The organism is Pseudomonas sp. E1BtOHC1 (assembly GCF_058744285.1).
On sequence record NZ_CP196023.1, the window covers coordinates 1,682,259 to 1,696,956 of the forward strand.

15 protein-coding genes and 1 pseudogene are annotated in these 14,698 nt (G+C 63.5%); 7 read left to right on the plus strand and 9 right to left on the minus strand.

Annotated elements, in window-relative coordinates:
* Positions 1-14 precede the first annotated feature (14 nt).
* From ACSSVC_RS07685 to ACSSVC_RS07700, 4 genes are all read left to right on the plus strand, one after another.
* Positions 15-1,364, plus strand: a complete 1,350-nt coding sequence (locus ACSSVC_RS07685; RefSeq protein WP_346633706.1) for a GntT/GntP/DsdX family permease — start codon at positions 15-17, stop codon at positions 1,362-1,364.
* On the plus strand, positions 1,365-2,225 hold the full coding sequence (locus ACSSVC_RS07690) for a MurR/RpiR family transcriptional regulator (RefSeq protein ID WP_346633705.1): 861 nt from the start codon (positions 1,365-1,367) through the stop codon (positions 2,223-2,225).
* A 1-nt stretch (position 2,226) separates the two neighbouring features.
* Positions 2,227-3,693: an N-acyl-D-amino-acid deacylase family protein gene (locus tag ACSSVC_RS07695; RefSeq protein WP_404938196.1), complete on the plus strand. Its 1,467-nt coding sequence runs from the start codon at positions 2,227-2,229 to the stop codon at positions 3,691-3,693.
* A gap of 116 nt (positions 3,694-3,809) precedes the next feature.
* Positions 3,810-4,178: a glyoxalase superfamily protein gene (locus tag ACSSVC_RS07700; RefSeq protein ID WP_123727367.1), complete on the plus strand. Its 369-nt coding sequence runs from the start codon at positions 3,810-3,812 to the stop codon at positions 4,176-4,178.
* Between the two features lie 6 nt (positions 4,179-4,184).
* On the opposite strand, the gene gliR is transcribed toward ACSSVC_RS07700, so the two are convergent.
* The gene (gene gliR, locus ACSSVC_RS07705) at positions 4,185-5,213 is read right to left on the minus strand and encodes an AraC family transcriptional regulator GliR (RefSeq protein ID WP_404938197.1); all 1,029 of its coding nucleotides are present in this window, start codon (positions 5,211-5,213) and stop codon (positions 4,185-4,187) included.
* A 552-nt stretch (positions 5,214-5,765) separates the two neighbouring features.
* On the opposite strand from gliR, the gene ACSSVC_RS07710 reads away from it, so the two are divergent.
* Positions 5,766-6,158 (plus strand): DUF3077 domain-containing protein, encoded by a 393-nt coding sequence (locus ACSSVC_RS07710; protein WP_492612133.1) that lies wholly within the window; start codon positions 5,766-5,768, stop codon positions 6,156-6,158.
* A 212-nt stretch (positions 6,159-6,370) separates the two neighbouring features.
* On the opposite strand, the gene ACSSVC_RS07715 is transcribed toward ACSSVC_RS07710, so the two are convergent.
* Positions 6,371-7,234 (minus strand): methyl-accepting chemotaxis protein, encoded by an 864-nt coding sequence (locus tag ACSSVC_RS07715; protein WP_372342433.1) that lies wholly within the window; start codon positions 7,232-7,234, stop codon positions 6,371-6,373.
* Positions 7,235-7,276: 42 nt separating this feature from the next.
* Positions 7,277-8,155 (minus strand): annotated as a pseudogene (locus tag ACSSVC_RS07720) (methyl-accepting chemotaxis protein); the annotation flags it as partial.
* Positions 8,156-8,649: 494 nt separating this feature from the next.
* On the opposite strand from ACSSVC_RS07720, the gene pmrG reads away from it, so the two are divergent.
* Positions 8,650-9,327, plus strand: coding sequence for a lipopolysaccharide core heptose(II)-phosphate phosphatase PmrG (pmrG, locus tag ACSSVC_RS07725; protein WP_346633701.1), 678 nt, complete (start codon positions 8,650-8,652; stop codon positions 9,325-9,327).
* Between the two features lie 53 nt (positions 9,328-9,380).
* Here pmrG and ACSSVC_RS07730 read toward each other — a convergent pair whose 3' ends face one another.
* The 3 genes from ACSSVC_RS07730 to ACSSVC_RS07740 all read right to left on the minus strand — a co-directional run bounded on the left by ACSSVC_RS07730 (position 9,381) and on the right by ACSSVC_RS07740 (position 11,162).
* Positions 9,381-9,965, minus strand: a complete 585-nt coding sequence (locus ACSSVC_RS07730; protein WP_123727372.1) for a DUF2589 domain-containing protein — start codon at positions 9,963-9,965, stop codon at positions 9,381-9,383.
* Between the two features lie 75 nt (positions 9,966-10,040).
* Positions 10,041-10,697 (minus strand): DUF2589 domain-containing protein, encoded by a 657-nt coding sequence (locus ACSSVC_RS07735; protein ID WP_346633700.1) that lies wholly within the window; start codon positions 10,695-10,697, stop codon positions 10,041-10,043.
* Between the two features lie 81 nt (positions 10,698-10,778).
* On the minus strand, positions 10,779-11,162 hold the full coding sequence (locus ACSSVC_RS07740) for a transcriptional regulator (protein WP_102861053.1): 384 nt from the start codon (positions 11,160-11,162) through the stop codon (positions 10,779-10,781).
* Between the two features lie 168 nt (positions 11,163-11,330).
* Here ACSSVC_RS07740 and ACSSVC_RS07745 point away from each other — a divergent pair, with 168 nt between their 5' ends.
* Positions 11,331-11,888 (plus strand): pesticin C-terminus-like muramidase, encoded by a 558-nt coding sequence (locus ACSSVC_RS07745; RefSeq protein WP_346633699.1) that lies wholly within the window; start codon positions 11,331-11,333, stop codon positions 11,886-11,888.
* A gap of 42 nt (positions 11,889-11,930) precedes the next feature.
* Here ACSSVC_RS07745 and ACSSVC_RS07750 read toward each other — a convergent pair whose 3' ends face one another.
* The 3 genes from ACSSVC_RS07750 to ACSSVC_RS07760 all read right to left on the minus strand — a co-directional run bounded on the left by ACSSVC_RS07750 (position 11,931) and on the right by ACSSVC_RS07760 (position 14,637).
* Entirely contained in the window at positions 11,931-12,389 is a 459-nt protein-coding gene (locus tag ACSSVC_RS07750) for a hypothetical protein (RefSeq protein ID WP_346633698.1), read from the minus strand.
* Between the two features lie 84 nt (positions 12,390-12,473).
* Complete coding sequence (locus ACSSVC_RS07755) at positions 12,474-13,022, minus strand: hypothetical protein (RefSeq protein ID WP_346633697.1); 549 nt, start codon at positions 13,020-13,022, stop codon at positions 12,474-12,476.
* A 148-nt stretch (positions 13,023-13,170) separates the two neighbouring features.
* A complete protein-coding gene (locus ACSSVC_RS07760; protein WP_492612134.1) occupies positions 13,171-14,637 on the minus strand; it encodes an ArnT family glycosyltransferase in 1,467 nt (488 codons plus the stop codon).
* Positions 14,638-14,698 lie beyond the last annotated feature (61 nt).

A 14,698-nucleotide genomic window follows, 5' to 3' on the forward strand; every position in this document is an offset into this window, starting at 1 on the left:
TCAAGGAGGAACCCATGGCTCCTGCATCGGGTTACTGGCTGCTGGGCTACGCCGCAGTCGCCATCATTGCGCTGATCGTGCTGATCGCTCGCTACCGACTCAATCCCTTTATCGTCATCACTCTGGTGTCCGTCGGCCTGGCGTTGATGGCCGGCATGCCGCCGTCCGGCGTGGTGGGTGCCTATGAAGCCGGGGTCGGCAAGACCCTGGGCCACATTGCCCTGGTGGTGGCCCTGGGCACCATGCTCGGCAAATTGATGGCCGAATCCGGCGGTGCCGAACAAGTGGCGCGGACCCTGATCGATCGTTTCGGCGAGCGCAACGCTCACTGGGCCATGGTGTGCATTGCCTTCCTGGTGGGGCTGCCGCTGTTTTTCGAAGTGGGTTTTGTGCTGCTCATCCCCATTGCCTTTACCGTGGCGCGGCGGGTGGGGGTGTCGCTGCTGATGGTGGGCCTGCCCATGGTCGCCGGGCTGTCGGTGGTCCATGCCCTGGTGCCGCCCCATCCGGGGGCGATGCTGGCGGTGCAGGCCTATCAGGCGTCGGTGGGGCAGACCCTGCTGTACGCGCTGCTGATCGGCGTGCCCACGGCGATCATTGCCGGTCCGGTGTATGCCCGGTTTATCGTGCCGCACATTCATCTGCCGGCCGAGAACCCCCTGGAGCGTCAGTTCATTGCCCGTGAGCCGCGCCTGCGCCTGCCGAGTTTCCGCCTGACCATGGCCACCATCCTGCTGCCGGTGGTGCTGATGCTGATCGGTGGCTGGGCCAACCTGCTGGCGGAACCCGGCACGGGGCTCAATCAGTTCCTGCTGTTTATCGGCAACTCGGTGATCGCCCTGCTGGTGGCCACCCTGGTGAGTTTCTGGACCCTGGGGCTGGCCCAGGGCATCAACCGTGAATCGATCCTCAAGTTCACCAACGAATGCCTGGCGCCCACGGCCAGCATCACCTTGCTGGTAGGTGCCGGTGGTGGCCTCAACCGGATTCTGGTCGACTCCGGGGTCACCGAGCAGATCGTCGGCCTGGCCCATGAATTCCAGCTGTCGCCGCTGTGGATGGGCTGGTTGTTCGCGGTGCTGATGCGGGTCGCCACCGGTTCCGCCACCGTGGCCCTGACCACCGCTTCCGGGGTGGTGGCGCCGGTGGCCGTCGGTCTGGGTTATCCCCATCCGGAGTTGTTGGTGATTGCCACCGGGGCCGGTTCGGTGATTCTGTCCCACGTCAACGACGGTGGCTTCTGGCTGGTGAAGGAATACTTCAATATGACCGTCATTCAAACCTTCAAGACCTGGACCGTGCTGGAGACGCTGATTTCGGTGATCGCCTTTGGCTTGACCCTGGGACTCGCGGAGCTGTTGTAGATGGACATTCTTTATCAGATCCGTTCGCGCCTGGATGACTTCAGCGCCGGGGAAGGGCGGATCGCCCGCTTGCTGCTCGACGACGTGGGCTTTGCCGCCTCCGCCAGCCTCGACGAACTGGCCCAGCGCGCCGAAGTCAGCGCCGCCACCCTGTCGCGCTTTGCCCGCAGTGTCGGTTGCCGCGACCTGCGCCAACTGCGTTTGCAACTGGCCCAGGCCAGCGGTATCGGCAGCCGCTTTCTCGACCCGGCCGGGGCGCCCGAACAGTCCGGTTTCTACCGGCAGATCCTGGGCGATATCGAGTCTGCGCTGCATCAGCACCTGGCCGGTTTCGAGGAGGCGCGGTTTGCCGATGCGGTGCGCTTGCTGGGGCGGGCACGGATGATCCACGCCTTCGGCATGGGCGGCTGCTCGACCCTGTGCAGCGATGAACTGCAGGTGCGCCTAGTGCGCCTGGGCTACCCCATCGCCGCCTGCCACGACCCGGTGATGATGCGGGTCACCGCCGCCGCCCTGGGGCCGCAACACGCAGTGATCGCCTGTTCCCTGACCGGCCTCACCCCCGAGTTGCTGGAACCGGTGGCCCTGGCCCGCAACTACGGTGCCGGCATCCTCGCCATTACCCTGCCCGAGTCACCCCTGGCCCAACTGGCGGACGTGGTGCTGCCCCTGCATAGCGCCGAAACCTCATTCATCTACAAACCCACCGCGGCCCGCTACGGCATGCTGCTGGCCATTGATGTGCTGGCCACCGAGCTGGCCCTGGCCCTGCCCGATGACAGCCAGGAACGCCTGCGGCGAATCAAGCTGGCCCTGGACCATTACCGGGGCGGCGACGACTGCCTGCCCCTGGGAGACTGACATGCGCTATGACACGTTGATTCGCAATGCCCTGATCATCGACGGCAGCGACCGCCCGGGCTATCCCGCCGATTTGGCGATCGGCGACGGTCGCATCCAGCGCATCGGCGAGCTGTCCGCCGCCACGGCCGAGGAAGAGATCGATGCGAGCGGCCGGGTCCTGGCCCCGGGCTTCATCGATGTGCACACCCACGACGACACCGTGGTGATCCGCCAGCCGCAGATGCTGCCCAAGCTCAGCCAGGGCGTGACCACAGTGATCGTCGGCAACTGCGGGATCAGCGCTGCGCCGGTGAGCCTCAAGGGCGATCCGCCGGACCCGATGAACCTGCTGGGTCAGCGCTCGATGTTTGTCTATCCGCACTTTCGCGACTATCGCGCGGCGGTGGATGGTGCGCGCCCGGCGGTGAACGTCGCGGCCCTGGTGGGCCACACGGCGCTGCGCAGCAACCACCTCTCGGACCTGCATCGCACCGCCAGCGCCGCCGAAATCGCGGCCATGCGCGAGCAACTGCGCGAAAGCCTGGAGGACGGCGCCCTCGGCCTGTCCAGCGGGTTGGCCTATGCCAGCGCCTTCTGTGCCGAGACCGATGAAGTGCTGCAACTGGCCCAGGAGCTGACGGCGTTCGGGGCGGTGTACACCACTCACCTGCGCAGTGAATTCGAACCGGTGCTGGAGGCCATGGATGAAGCCTTTCTGATCGGCCGCGCGGCCCGGGCGCCGGTGATCGTCTCCCACCTCAAATGCGCCGGCGCCGGCAACTGGGGCCGCAGCCCACAACTGCTGGCGGCCCTGGAACAGGCGGCCCAGGACCATCCGGTGGGCTGCGATTGCTATCCCTACGCCGCCAGTTCCTCGACCCTGGACCTGAAACAGGTCACCGATGCCTATCGCATCACCATCACCTGGTCCACGCCGCACCCCGAACAGAGCGGTCGTGATCTGAGCGAGATTGCCGACGAGTGGGGCGTCAGCCTGCGGGTCGCCGCCGAGCGCCTGCAACCGGCGGGGGCGGTGTACTACGGCATGGATGAAAACGATGTGCGACGCATACTCGCCCATCCACTGTCGATGATCGGCTCCGATGGCCTGCCGGAAGACCCGTTCCCCCATCCGCGGTTGTGGGGTGCCTTTCCCCGGGTGCTGGGCCACTTCAGTCGCGACCTCGGCCTGTTCCCGCTGCACACCGCGGTGCACAAGATGACCGGGCTTTCGGCTGCACGGTTCGGCCTGCACCAGCGTGGCGAAATTCGCCAGGGGCACTGGGCCGATCTGGTGCTGTTCGACCCGGCGCGGGTGCGCGACGTGGCCGATTTCAAGCACCCGCAACAAGCGGCGGAAGGGATCGACGGGGTTTGGGTCAATGGCGTGCGCAGCTATGCCGAGGGCCAGGCCAACGGTCAGCGCTCGGGACGTTTCTTACCGCGGGAGGGGGATTTGCGCCGGGGCTTCGCATCCGCAGTCTGATTCTTTGATCTTCATCACAGTGATAGCGCTGTGCTATTAAAGAATCCTTGCGCGGCGCCGAAGTGCTGGGAATCGCCGCCTGTATAGTCGGCTTATTTCAGTCAGGGAGTCGTGCAATGAGCTTTGGCAAAACCACCCCCATCCTGCGGATCTTCGATGAAGCCAAGGCCCGGGAGTTTTACCTGGACTTCCTGGGCTTCAACCTCGATTGGCAGCACCGCTTCGAGGACAACTTCCCGCTGTACATGCAGGTGTCCCGGGGCGAGTGCGTGCTGCACCTGTCCGAGCATCACGGCGATTGCACCCCGGGCGCGGCGTTGCGGATCGAGACCGACGAACTGGAAGCCTTCCAGCAGCAATTGCTGGCCAAGGAATACCGGTTTTCCCATCCGCAGATCCAGGCCATGCCCTGGGGCAGCCAGGACATGACCATCAGCGATCCGTTCGGCAATCGGCTGGTGTTCACCAACGCCATCAGCGTCTGACCGGGCTCAGGCCTTGCCGGCGCTCAGCGCGGCCTGACGAAACTGTCCCGGGGTCAACCCGGTGCGGCTCTTGAAACTGCGGTGAAATGAACGCGATTCGGTGAAGCCCAGGCAATCGGCGATCCCTTGGATCGACAGCTCGCTGTGGCGCAGATAGTGCTCGGCCAGCTCCTGGCGCAAGTCATCGAGAATCTGTTGGTAGGACGTGCCGGCCTGTTGCAGCTGGCGCTGCAGCGTGCGCTCGGACATCTGCAGTTGTTCCGCCACCTGCTCCTTGCGCGGCAGGCCATCCTTGAGCAACTGGCGCAATACGTTCTGCACCTGCAACGCCAGGGGCGCATCGGCCAGCGCGGCCATCATCGCCTGGGCGTGATCCTCCAGGGTCTTGAGCAGCCGCGCATCGGCCTGGCGCAGGGGCAACTGCAGGTATTGCAGTGGCGCCACCAGGGCCGAGCAGGCTTGCCCGAACAGCACCGGACAGCCGAACAAGGCCTCGTACTGCGCCACCTCGGCCGACTCCGGCAGCGAGTGCTCGAACCACACTGCACTGGGTGAGAGCTGCGAGTCGGCGATCCAGCGCGCATACAGCAGCCAGGAGGCGAGCACGTTTTCCACCAGGTGCCGGCGAATGTCCGGGCGCCGATGACGACAGCTCCAGATCAGCCGCACCTGATCGCCCGCCACCTCGGCCCGGCTGGTGCCCATGTCCCCCACCAGCTTCTCGAACGGCATGATGCGGCCCATGGCCTCGCCCAGGGTGGCGCAGTTCATGGTGATGTAGCCCAGCACATTCCAGGAGTTGGGTTTGACGAAGCGCGCCGAATTGAGGCCGAACAGCGGATCGCCGGAATGCTGGCAGAAGTAGTCGAGCAAACGCTCATGGACCTCCACCGGCAGGCGCAGACTGGTGTCGTTCAACTGCGCGGCCTCAAGCCCCGCCGCCGCCAGCGCCGGTGCCGTGGCGATACCCAACTGCTCCGCATAGAGCAGATATTTGAGCAAGGGCGGAACCGAAGTAAAACCGAGGCTGGGCATTGGGGTTTCCTGGTGACAGATCCTTCGGACAGCAGGACGCAGACCGGGAAAGGTAAGGGCAAACCCTGATGGGTGTAAATGCTCGGCGCGAGGGATGGGTGCCTTTCGCTGGCAAGCCGGCTCCAGGGTGGTTGAACACTGCTCTGTAGGCGCTGGCTTGCCGGCGAAGGGCACGCCGCCTATTCCCCTAACCACCGCGCGATAAGATTCGCCTCTGATGGCGGATTTTCGCTTTGATTTGTAGGGCATTTCCGCGAGAATCCACCCGTTACATTTCAGCTGTTCGAGTGGCTTGAACCTTCCAATTGTCCGGGGCTAGTCTGCGTCCGTCGTTGGCCAAAACCAGCGATCGGGTCTGCAAGCCCGCACAAGAAGCGAATGTCCACGTCCACTCAGAATCACTGATTGTTCAGTTCGATTTATGGTGGCTACGTGCGGGAGGTCTTCGGATCTACCGGGTTTGCTTCTTCCTGGTCTTGCAGGCTCGCACGTAGCCGCCACCCATCATCTGCAAGTGATGCTGGCGGCTTTCATAAAAAGGAGCTGCTGATCATGAAGAAAATCGTTCCCGATCCACCCGTTCTGCAACCCAGTCGTGAGTTGATCACTGCGCTGGAAGACCCCAACAAGACCTTGCTACAGGCGCTGCAAAACACCGCGCTTTCGCCCCCTTTGCATGAGCGTTTCACTGCCACTGGCAGCACCCGCTTTGGATGTCGGGATGGCGATGGCCGTCAGCTGTTCGCGGTACGTGAAGGGTTCAATGCCGAAGAGGCGCTGCTGCACGTTTCATTGCTGCTCAAGTGCGCCGAAGAAACCGCCGACGAAATCACCAGCGCCAGCGGCATCGAGCGCGGCTTGATCTGGTCGATGATTCATTCGGTGGAGATGGCGCGAGCGGTGGTGGATGCGCTGCTGGATGGCGCGGCCAGGCCGGTAGGGTAGGGCGACCGCGTTGCGCCTTTCGCTGGCAAGCCAGCTCCTACGGAGCGGTGTGCCCGTGAAAGGCGCGTCGTCGACGTGTTATGGCGGCTGTGCGCAGGGCACCTCGTGTGCGCTGGGTTTCCTGGAGTCCCGGTCTACCAACCTGCGTATAGCTGCCACCTTGAGCGTTTGCTAGTCCTTCGCCGGCTTGCCGGCGAAGGGCGCGCGGCGGATCAGACGCGGAAGTGGCTGACCATCATTTGCAACTGGCCGCCCAGGCGCGCCAGTTCAACACTGGAGGCGGCGGTTTCGTCGCTGGCGGCGGCGGTCTGTTCGGACACGTCGCGCACGTTGATGATGCTGCGGCTGATCTCTTCGGCCACGGCGCTCTGTTGCTCGGCAGCGGCGGCGATCTGCTGGTTCATCGATTGGATGTTGGACACGGTGCGGGTGATGCTTTCCAGCGAGGCGCCGGCCTTGCGGGTCAGCTCGACGCTGCTGTCGGTGAGGCTGCGGCTGTTGTTCATCACCGTGGCCACTTGCTGAGTGCCGTTCTGCAGGCCGGCCACCAGTTCCTCGATCTCTTCGGTGGACTTCTGGGTGCGCTGGGCCAGAGCCCGCACTTCGTCGGCGACCACGGCAAAACCACGACCGGCTTCACCGGCACGGGCGGCTTCAATGGCGGCGTTCAGTGCCAGCAGGTTGGTCTGTTCGGCCACGGCCTTGATCACGTCCATGACGCTGCCGATCTTGTCGCTTTCCTGTTGCAGCACGGTCATGGCGTCGGTGGAGCGCACCACTTCACTGGCCAGGCGCTCGATCTGCTCGATGGCCTGGGCCACCACTTTGTCGCCTTCGCGGGCTTCACCGTCGGCGGCGGCCGCGGCCTGGGAGGCTTCTTCGGCGTTGCGCGCGACTTCCTGCACGGTGGCGGTCATCTCGTGCATGGCGGTGGCCACCTGGTCGGTCTCGACTTTCTGGCTGTTGACCCCGGCGCTGGTTTCTTCGGTCACGGCGGACAGTTCCTCCGCGGCGCTGGCGATCTGGGTCACGCCGTCGCGGATGCCACCGATCAGTTCGCGCAGGGTCACGCCCATGCGCACGATGCCTTGCTGCAGCACGCCCAGTTCGTCGCGGCGGGTCACTCGCAGGTTCTCGGTGAGGTCGCCGGAAGCGATGCGCTCGACCACGGCCAGGGTTTCCTGCAGTGGACGGGTAATCTGCCGGGTGATGATGACGGCAGCCAGTACGCCGACCAGCAGGGCCAGCAGGGTGCTGATCAATTGCAGGCTGCGGGCCTGGGCGCTTTCGATGTCGCGGCGCTCCAGCTGGATCTGGTACAGGGCGTCGCTGCGGCTGACGATGTCGGCGCCCTGGTCGGTCATTTCCTTGCGCGCCTGCACGGCGTCGGTGAAGGCGACCTTGAAGGCCTGCAGCGAGCTGCGGTAGCCGCTCAGGGCCGTTTCCAGCTGTTGCAGGGCATCACGCTGGGTGATGCTGAAATGGCTCTTGAGCTGATCCATTTCGGCAATCGCCGCGTTGAGCTGGGTGACGGCTTTCTGTTCGGTGTCCGGGTTGTTGGTGGTGACGTAGCCGCGCACTTCATAGCGGGCCAGCTGGAAGGCTTCCTTGGCCTGGGTGATGGCCTGGAATTGTTCGAAGCGCTCGTCGCTCAGGGGCAGTTGCTTGACCCAGGTGTTGATGCCGTTGATCAAGTCATTGGCGCGTTCGGCGTTCTGGTTCATCGCCAGGCGCGCAGCGTCGCCAGTGCGGTAGGCGTTGCGCATCTTGTTCAGCGAGTCCTGATAGGCGCTGATGGTCGCGCCCAGGCCTTGCAGGAGCTTGATGTTTTCCGGGCTCTGGAACGAGGTCAGGAGTTTTTTCTGCTGGGCGCTGAAATCGTCCAGGGTGTTCTGCACGCCCTGGGCGGCGGTTTCGTCGCCGTTGGCCAGCATGTACTGCAGGCGGGTGACCCGCAGCTTGGTCAGGCCGCTGTTGAGCTGGGTGATATCGCTCATCCAGTTACTGCGGTCGATCAGGCTGCCCAGGCTGGTCCAGCCGGTCAGTGCCAGGACGCTGGTGAGGGCCAGGACCAGGCCGAAGCCCAGGCCCAGCTTAAGGTTGACGCTGATGTTGGCAAACCAACTGCTCATTGAATTCCTCCAGGAACGTAGCTCTTCTTGATCTTGAGTTGGCTGGAAGATTGTTGTTGTTGGTGACCAGCAAGGTGTTTTGTAGGGGGTGTATCGGCGGGATGTGCCATAGCTGAAACGATTTCGTCGGCATTGTCCCAAGACAATGTTTTAGGCGATGGACGGTTATTTTGCGGGATGAACCGCCAGTCCGTTGAGCTTTTTTTCACATTGATTTCACCGCTCCCCCACGCCGCCCACCCTAGAGTCGGTCCGGTTGCTGCCAGAGTGACCGGCAGCGCTCAATTGTCATCCGGGTTCTGTAGCCTCGCTACGTGCTGCTCAACACCTCGGATCATCCTCAAAGGGGCGGCAGGACTGTGGCTACAAGACTCGTGCTGGCGGTGGCCAAGCGTCCGCCTTTATGGCGTTCCCTGGTTCGTTACAAGAACACACTGGCGCTGCTGCTGGGCGGTTTGCTGCTGCTCCCCTTGAGTCTGTACCTGTTCAAGCCGGCGGCGGTGCCCGACCTGGCCCATGGCAACGTGGCCGGGATCAAGGCCTTGACCAGCAGTTGGGCCAAGGGCGACATGATCGTCCTGGTGCGTCATGTGGAGCGTTGCGATCGTTCCAGTGCCGCCTGCCTCGGCCCGGCGGACGGCATTACCGATCGAGCGCGGGAGGTGGCGGTGAGCATTGGCGCGCGCTTCGAGCAGTTGGGCCTGGAACGCACCGACATCTATAACAGCCCTTCGACCCGTACCGCGCAGACGGCCGGCTATATGTTCAGCAAGGTCAGCAGTGGCGACGGCTGGCTGTACAACTGCAAGAACAGCATGCTGCGCGACGTGCTGGCGCATAAGGTAGCCGGCCGCAATCTGGTGCTGGTGACCCACAGTGAGTGCATGGACGAACTGGAGAAACAACTGCAGCTGTCGACCCCGACCCTGGGTTACGGCGCCTCGCTGTTCGTGTCCACCGATACCCTCAACGGGGCGCCGAAAATGCTCGGGATGATCGAGGCCAGTGACTGGCGTTCGGTAAACCTCAAGCCCTGACGGCCCCGGGGAGCCGGCCGTCGCGGTCAGCCGGGCGAGGCCGGCAATCGGGCTCAGGGGGCCATCAGGTCCGGATCGGCGGGCGGGGTTGTCGCGGGGGGCAGCGTGCCGGGCGCAGGACTTTCATTGATCCGCTGCGGACTGATCAGGTTGGTGAACTCTTCGATCAGGCGCTGGATCGCTTCTGGCGGCTCGCAGTCGCGAAACTCCATGCTGATCTGTACTTCGTCCGGGTCGCGCTCCTGGCCTTCGCGCTTGCCGCTGCCGAAGGTGACGAAAAACTTCTCGCTCTGCAGCTCGCCATTCTCCAGGTCGTGGCTGGCTTTCTGCAGTTCGGTGCCCTGCATGCGCACCGACAGGTCGACGGTCATCTTGTGCAGGGCCAGGCCCTTGGGCGAGACCAGGGCAATCAAGGGGACGTTGATGATGTGCTGTTCGTTGAGCGCCACCTCGACCATCTTGGCCTTCATCGGCGTACCCAGGTCGTTGACGTTGTAGTCGAAGAACTGGTCGAACAACTTGATGTATTGCTGGGCGATCAGGTTGTGGGTCGCGGCGGCGGCCTGGTGCATGCCACGGGTGATGTGGCTCAGGTCGCTGGCGGACATGGGCTCCTTGCGACGGGAAAAAAACGCCATGGATCATGCTCCTTGTTCGATGGCTGAAGTGCCCCGCCGTGGCGGCGGGGCGGTTGGCTGGGTCAAGCGTGGCTGTCAGGGATTGGCGCCGCTTTTTTCCGCCGGTGCATCGGGCATTTTCAGCGCGTTGGCGGTGGGCAGCTTGTCGGTGTCGGTGGCGGTGGCACTCGGCAGCATCACCGGTTTGGTGGCGGCGTCGGTGAGGAAGTCGATGACTCGCATCAGGGCTTCCGGTGGGTCCTGGCGGATGATCTTGGTGCTGATGGCGTAGCGTGCCCGGGTGTCGGTCTTGCGGGTCTGCGTGGATTTGTGGCTCGCCGCGCCCTTGACCGAAACACTGAACGGGCCCCAGCCCATCTTCGCCTCGAAACTGCCGGAGGCTTCGGTGGAACTGGTGTCTTCAGCCATCTGGCTGATGGTCAGCTCGAACTCGATGGAGCCTTCCTCAATGGTGATGTTGGGGTGACTGATGGCCGCCAGCAGCGGGATGCGCATCGATTTCTTCACCGTACCCTTGTAGACGCCCTGGTCATCCACCAGGGTTTCGTCGTAGTCGAACTGCACCGATACCGCCTGGCCGTTCTGGATACACACACCCATGAGGAAGTCCGCATAGGCTTTGCTCGCGGCGACCTGCGCCTGGATCATTGCCATCAGCGGACCGGTGATCATCTTGTCCAGGGGCAGGGCGGCAATCACGCCGCCGATCAAGCCCTTGTCGATATCTGGCATGGTCAATCTCCTTATCGTTTATGCGCGAGTTGCGCCCTTGCACCTTAAGCAAGCCAACGCCGCCGATTCAGCGGGAATCGATTACCGGTGAGTGTTGGCTTCCAGGCGGCGGATGTTGCCGATTTGCCGCAGGCTCAGGCCGTACTTGTCCGCCAGGACGCTGCGGGAGATGCCTCCCAGGCTTTCCAGCTGGATGTGCTGGTTGCGGATCTGCCGGCAGAAGTGGTCGGCCTTGGGGATCTCCAGGGCCAATCCGGCGAAGCGTTCGATCAGGGCGTTGAGGGCATCGGGAGGCAGGATCAGCGCCAGCGAAGTGCGTTCGGCGTGCTTGGGGATGTACTTAGGACGGCCGCCGTATTCACGCGTCAGGCGGTAGGCGTTTTCCAGGCCGATGCAGTCGATGAGGGCCTGGAGCGAATGGGGTAGCTGGCGAATATCGATAAGGCTGAGGTCTTTCACGTCCATTTGGTACCTCCTTGGAATTATGGATACAGCTGGTTCGATCCTAAGGAGGTGTGTCGTCCTCTGTTCAGTGGGAAATTTCCCCCCTATTAAAGGGAACTATTACATTCTGACGTTGTATCGGTCGCTGGTGATGCACTGGATTTTCTTCAACTGGAGGAGGAAATCCCCATGTCACGCTATGCGATTGATTTCAGTTTTATCGCCGCTCTGGAGGGAGCTGGCATTACCCGCGGTTATGTGCCCAATCCGGACAAGAGCAAGAGTGGCGTCACGGTGGGCACCGGCTTCGATCTGGGGCAGCGTGGGGTGAAGGATTTGCAGGCGCTCAATCTGCCGGCGGATCTGGTGCGGCGCTTGACGCCCTATCTGGGCCTGACGGGGCCCAAGGCCAAGGCGTTTCTCGATGACCAGCCCTTGACCATCGGCAGCGACGAGGCCGAACTGATCGACGAGGCGTACAAGGCGCCCTTCGTCGATCGTCTGGCGGCGAGCTACACCAAGGCCAGCGGGGTGGATTTCGCCCAACTGCCGGCACCGATGCAGACCGTGATCGCTTCGGTGGCCTTTCAGTACGGCGACCTGGCCAGCCGCACGCCGAACTTCTGGGCCCAGGTGGTGGCCCGCGACTGGTCCAGTGCCCTGGCCAACCTGCGTAACTTTGGCGACAGCTACGGCACCCGCCGGCACAAGGAGGCCGATCTGCTGAGCTCGCAGCTCGGTTCATGATCCGTTGCCGCCCAGGCTACCGGCCTGGGCGGCTTGCCGGTTTCAGAGGCAGGGGATGATTTGCAGCAGGCTTGCGCTGCCCATGTAGCTGCTGTCGTCGGGCCGTGTACCGGTGGGCAGCGAGCGCCAATCCACCAGCAGGCACAGCGCCTTGAGGGACTTGCCCTTGGCCTGGCCGATGGGGTTGGAAAACTCATAGCGGTACTGCGCCTGAGTGGTGTTCTGCGGGGTCACGCTGCTGGCATTGATCAAGGTGCTGCGAGCCATGTCCGGCAGTTTGTCCTGGGTGATGGTGAAGCGCGGTTGTTCTCCCGCGGTATCGAAAACGCCCTGGTCCCGGGCGCGCTTCCACAGCTGTTGCCATTGGCTGCTGCCGGCGGTGGTGCTCAGGGTCGCGGCGTAGGCCTTCAGGGTTTCGGCTGGGGTGCTGGTGGTGTCCAGGGCGTGGGCGGCGCCTGCCAACAGGCTCAGTCCGATGATCAGTGAACGCAGAATCAACATGGGGCAACTCCTTTTCCAGGCCGCAAGGGCCCGACACGAACACAGGGAAGATCCCGGCGACAAGCTATCGCCGGGGGGCAAGGCTCAGCGGGCGTCGAGGTAGTCCCAACGCAGGCCTTCCTTGTTGTTTTTCGCTGTCAGCTCCTTGGCCACGGTGTTCTCGATGGCGTTGACGTTGATGTTTTCCACTTCAAGGATATTTTTGTCCGCCAGTTGTTTGCGGAACTCGGCCTTGTTGGTGAGGAACTGGCAGGCGTGCCCCAGTTCATGCATCAGCACCAGGGCCGGGGACAGGCGCTCGACCCGATCACTGGCGAACAGCGCCAGGAATTTCTGGAAGTTGCTCAGATCCGGCTGTTTGTATTTCTTCTCGATGGCGTACACCTGGGACTTGAGGTTCCACACCACGCGGCCGGCGGAAGTGGTGGAGCTGGTTGCCGGTGGAATCCAGCGGTCGGTCTTGTCCGCCGCTGCCGAGTTGGTGACTTCCACGGTCAGTTCTTCTTTGACGGCGATCAGCTCGTCGAGGAGGAAGTTGGCTAGGTCGGATTGGCGCAGGTAGTGGCAGGCATCGTCGAAACGCTTCTGGGCAACGGCCTGATCCATGGTGGAGGTGGTAACGGTGATGGTCATGACTGACTCCTTTGGGGGGAATGCCCGTCGTTGGGCAGGAGTCATGGTTTCAAGGGCGGCAGGCGGGTATCAGCGGGAAAGGGTTCAAGGGGTATGGGCGGTGGGGATGGGCAAACGGCACCTGATTCAGGTGCCGTTTTTTTGCGCTTCAGCCAGCGGGCGCCAGGCTGACGAAGTAGTAGGCCTGGCGACCGACCATGATGGTCTGCTGGATCTGCAACGGCGGCTTGGGCGCCTCGGCGCCACCGAGTACCGCCATGTGCTGCGGCGACTCGCTGAGAAAGGCCTTTAGCTGCGCCTCGGTCTGCAGGTCCTTGAGCAGGCGTCGGGTGTAGAACACGCTGGCCCCGGCGATGCGTTCGTTGGCTTGATACAGCGCCAGCTGATGACCGCTGGCCTGCAAGGCCATGATCTGCTCGGTCACCGGGACGAACGACAGTTTGCGATCGGCCTTGGGCGCGGCCCACTGCGCGTTGGCCAGATAGCCGCCGATCACCAGGGCCATGAGGGCGATCAGCAACCCTTTGCGCTGGCGCCCCACGGCACTCCAGAAACCCGTGCCCGGGGCTCGTTGGGCCAGGCGTTGGTAGAGCACCGCGCCATATTCCGCCGCCAGTACCGCCGCGGCCGGAGTCAGGGACATCAGGTACACCGTGCGCTTGCTCGACGCCAGGCACAGCAGGGTGAACTGCGCCAGCAACCAGAGGCTGAAAAACAGCAGGTAGCGGTTCTGCACCAGGGTTTTACGGAAGTGCCACAGCCCCAGGTAGACCAGGATGTTCCACGGCAGGAAGGCCTGGGGCAGCTTGGCCAGGTAGTAATAGAACGGCTCGTAGTGCCCGGCCTCTTCAAAGGAGCCGCCGAAGCGCCCGACGCTGTTGGTCCACAGCACTTCCCCCAGGGCCTGCAGGCCGCCGCGCTGGTAGAGCAGGTACAGCCAGATCAGCAGGGGCACCAGCCCCAGCAGGGTCAGCAACCCGGGGCGCAGCCAGTGGCTGAAGGTGAAGCGCTTGTCGATCAGGCTGTCGGCCAGCAGGTAGGCGAAGATCACCACCCCCGGCATGGCCAGGCCCAGCACGCCCTTGCTCAGGGTGGCGATGGCGATGCCGACGGCGAACGCCAGCCAGGCCAGCAGCGCTGGTTGCTGCGCGGCCTGACGTCGATGGGCCTGGAAAAACGCCAGCAGGGCCAGGGTCACTCCCAGGCTGAGCAGGGCATCTTCACCCACGCCGCGCACGTTGCTCCAGTAACTGGCCATGGTCGCCAGCATCAGCCCGGCCACTGCGGCCAAAGTGGCTGGCCGGCCGAAGCGACGCAGCATGGCGTACAGCAGCATCACGCTGAACAGCCCGGCAAAGGCCGAGGCCAGGCGCACCGCCAAGGGCGTGCCGCCGAAGGCGCGGATGGCGCCGGCGTCGAGCCACAGGCTCAGGGGCGGCTTTTCCAGGAACGGCGTGCCGAACAGGCGCGGCGTCACCCAGTCATCATCCAGGTGCATTTCCATGGCGATCCCGGCGACCCGGGCTTCGGTGGAACCTTGCAGTTGATGGTTGCCCAGGGCAAAGAAGAACAGCAGGCAAGCCAGCAGTAACAACAGCGGAGCGGGTCGTGACATGAATTGTGCGCCGGCAGATCGAGGGGCGCAGCCGGAAGGCTGCGGGCAAGCGCAAAAGTAT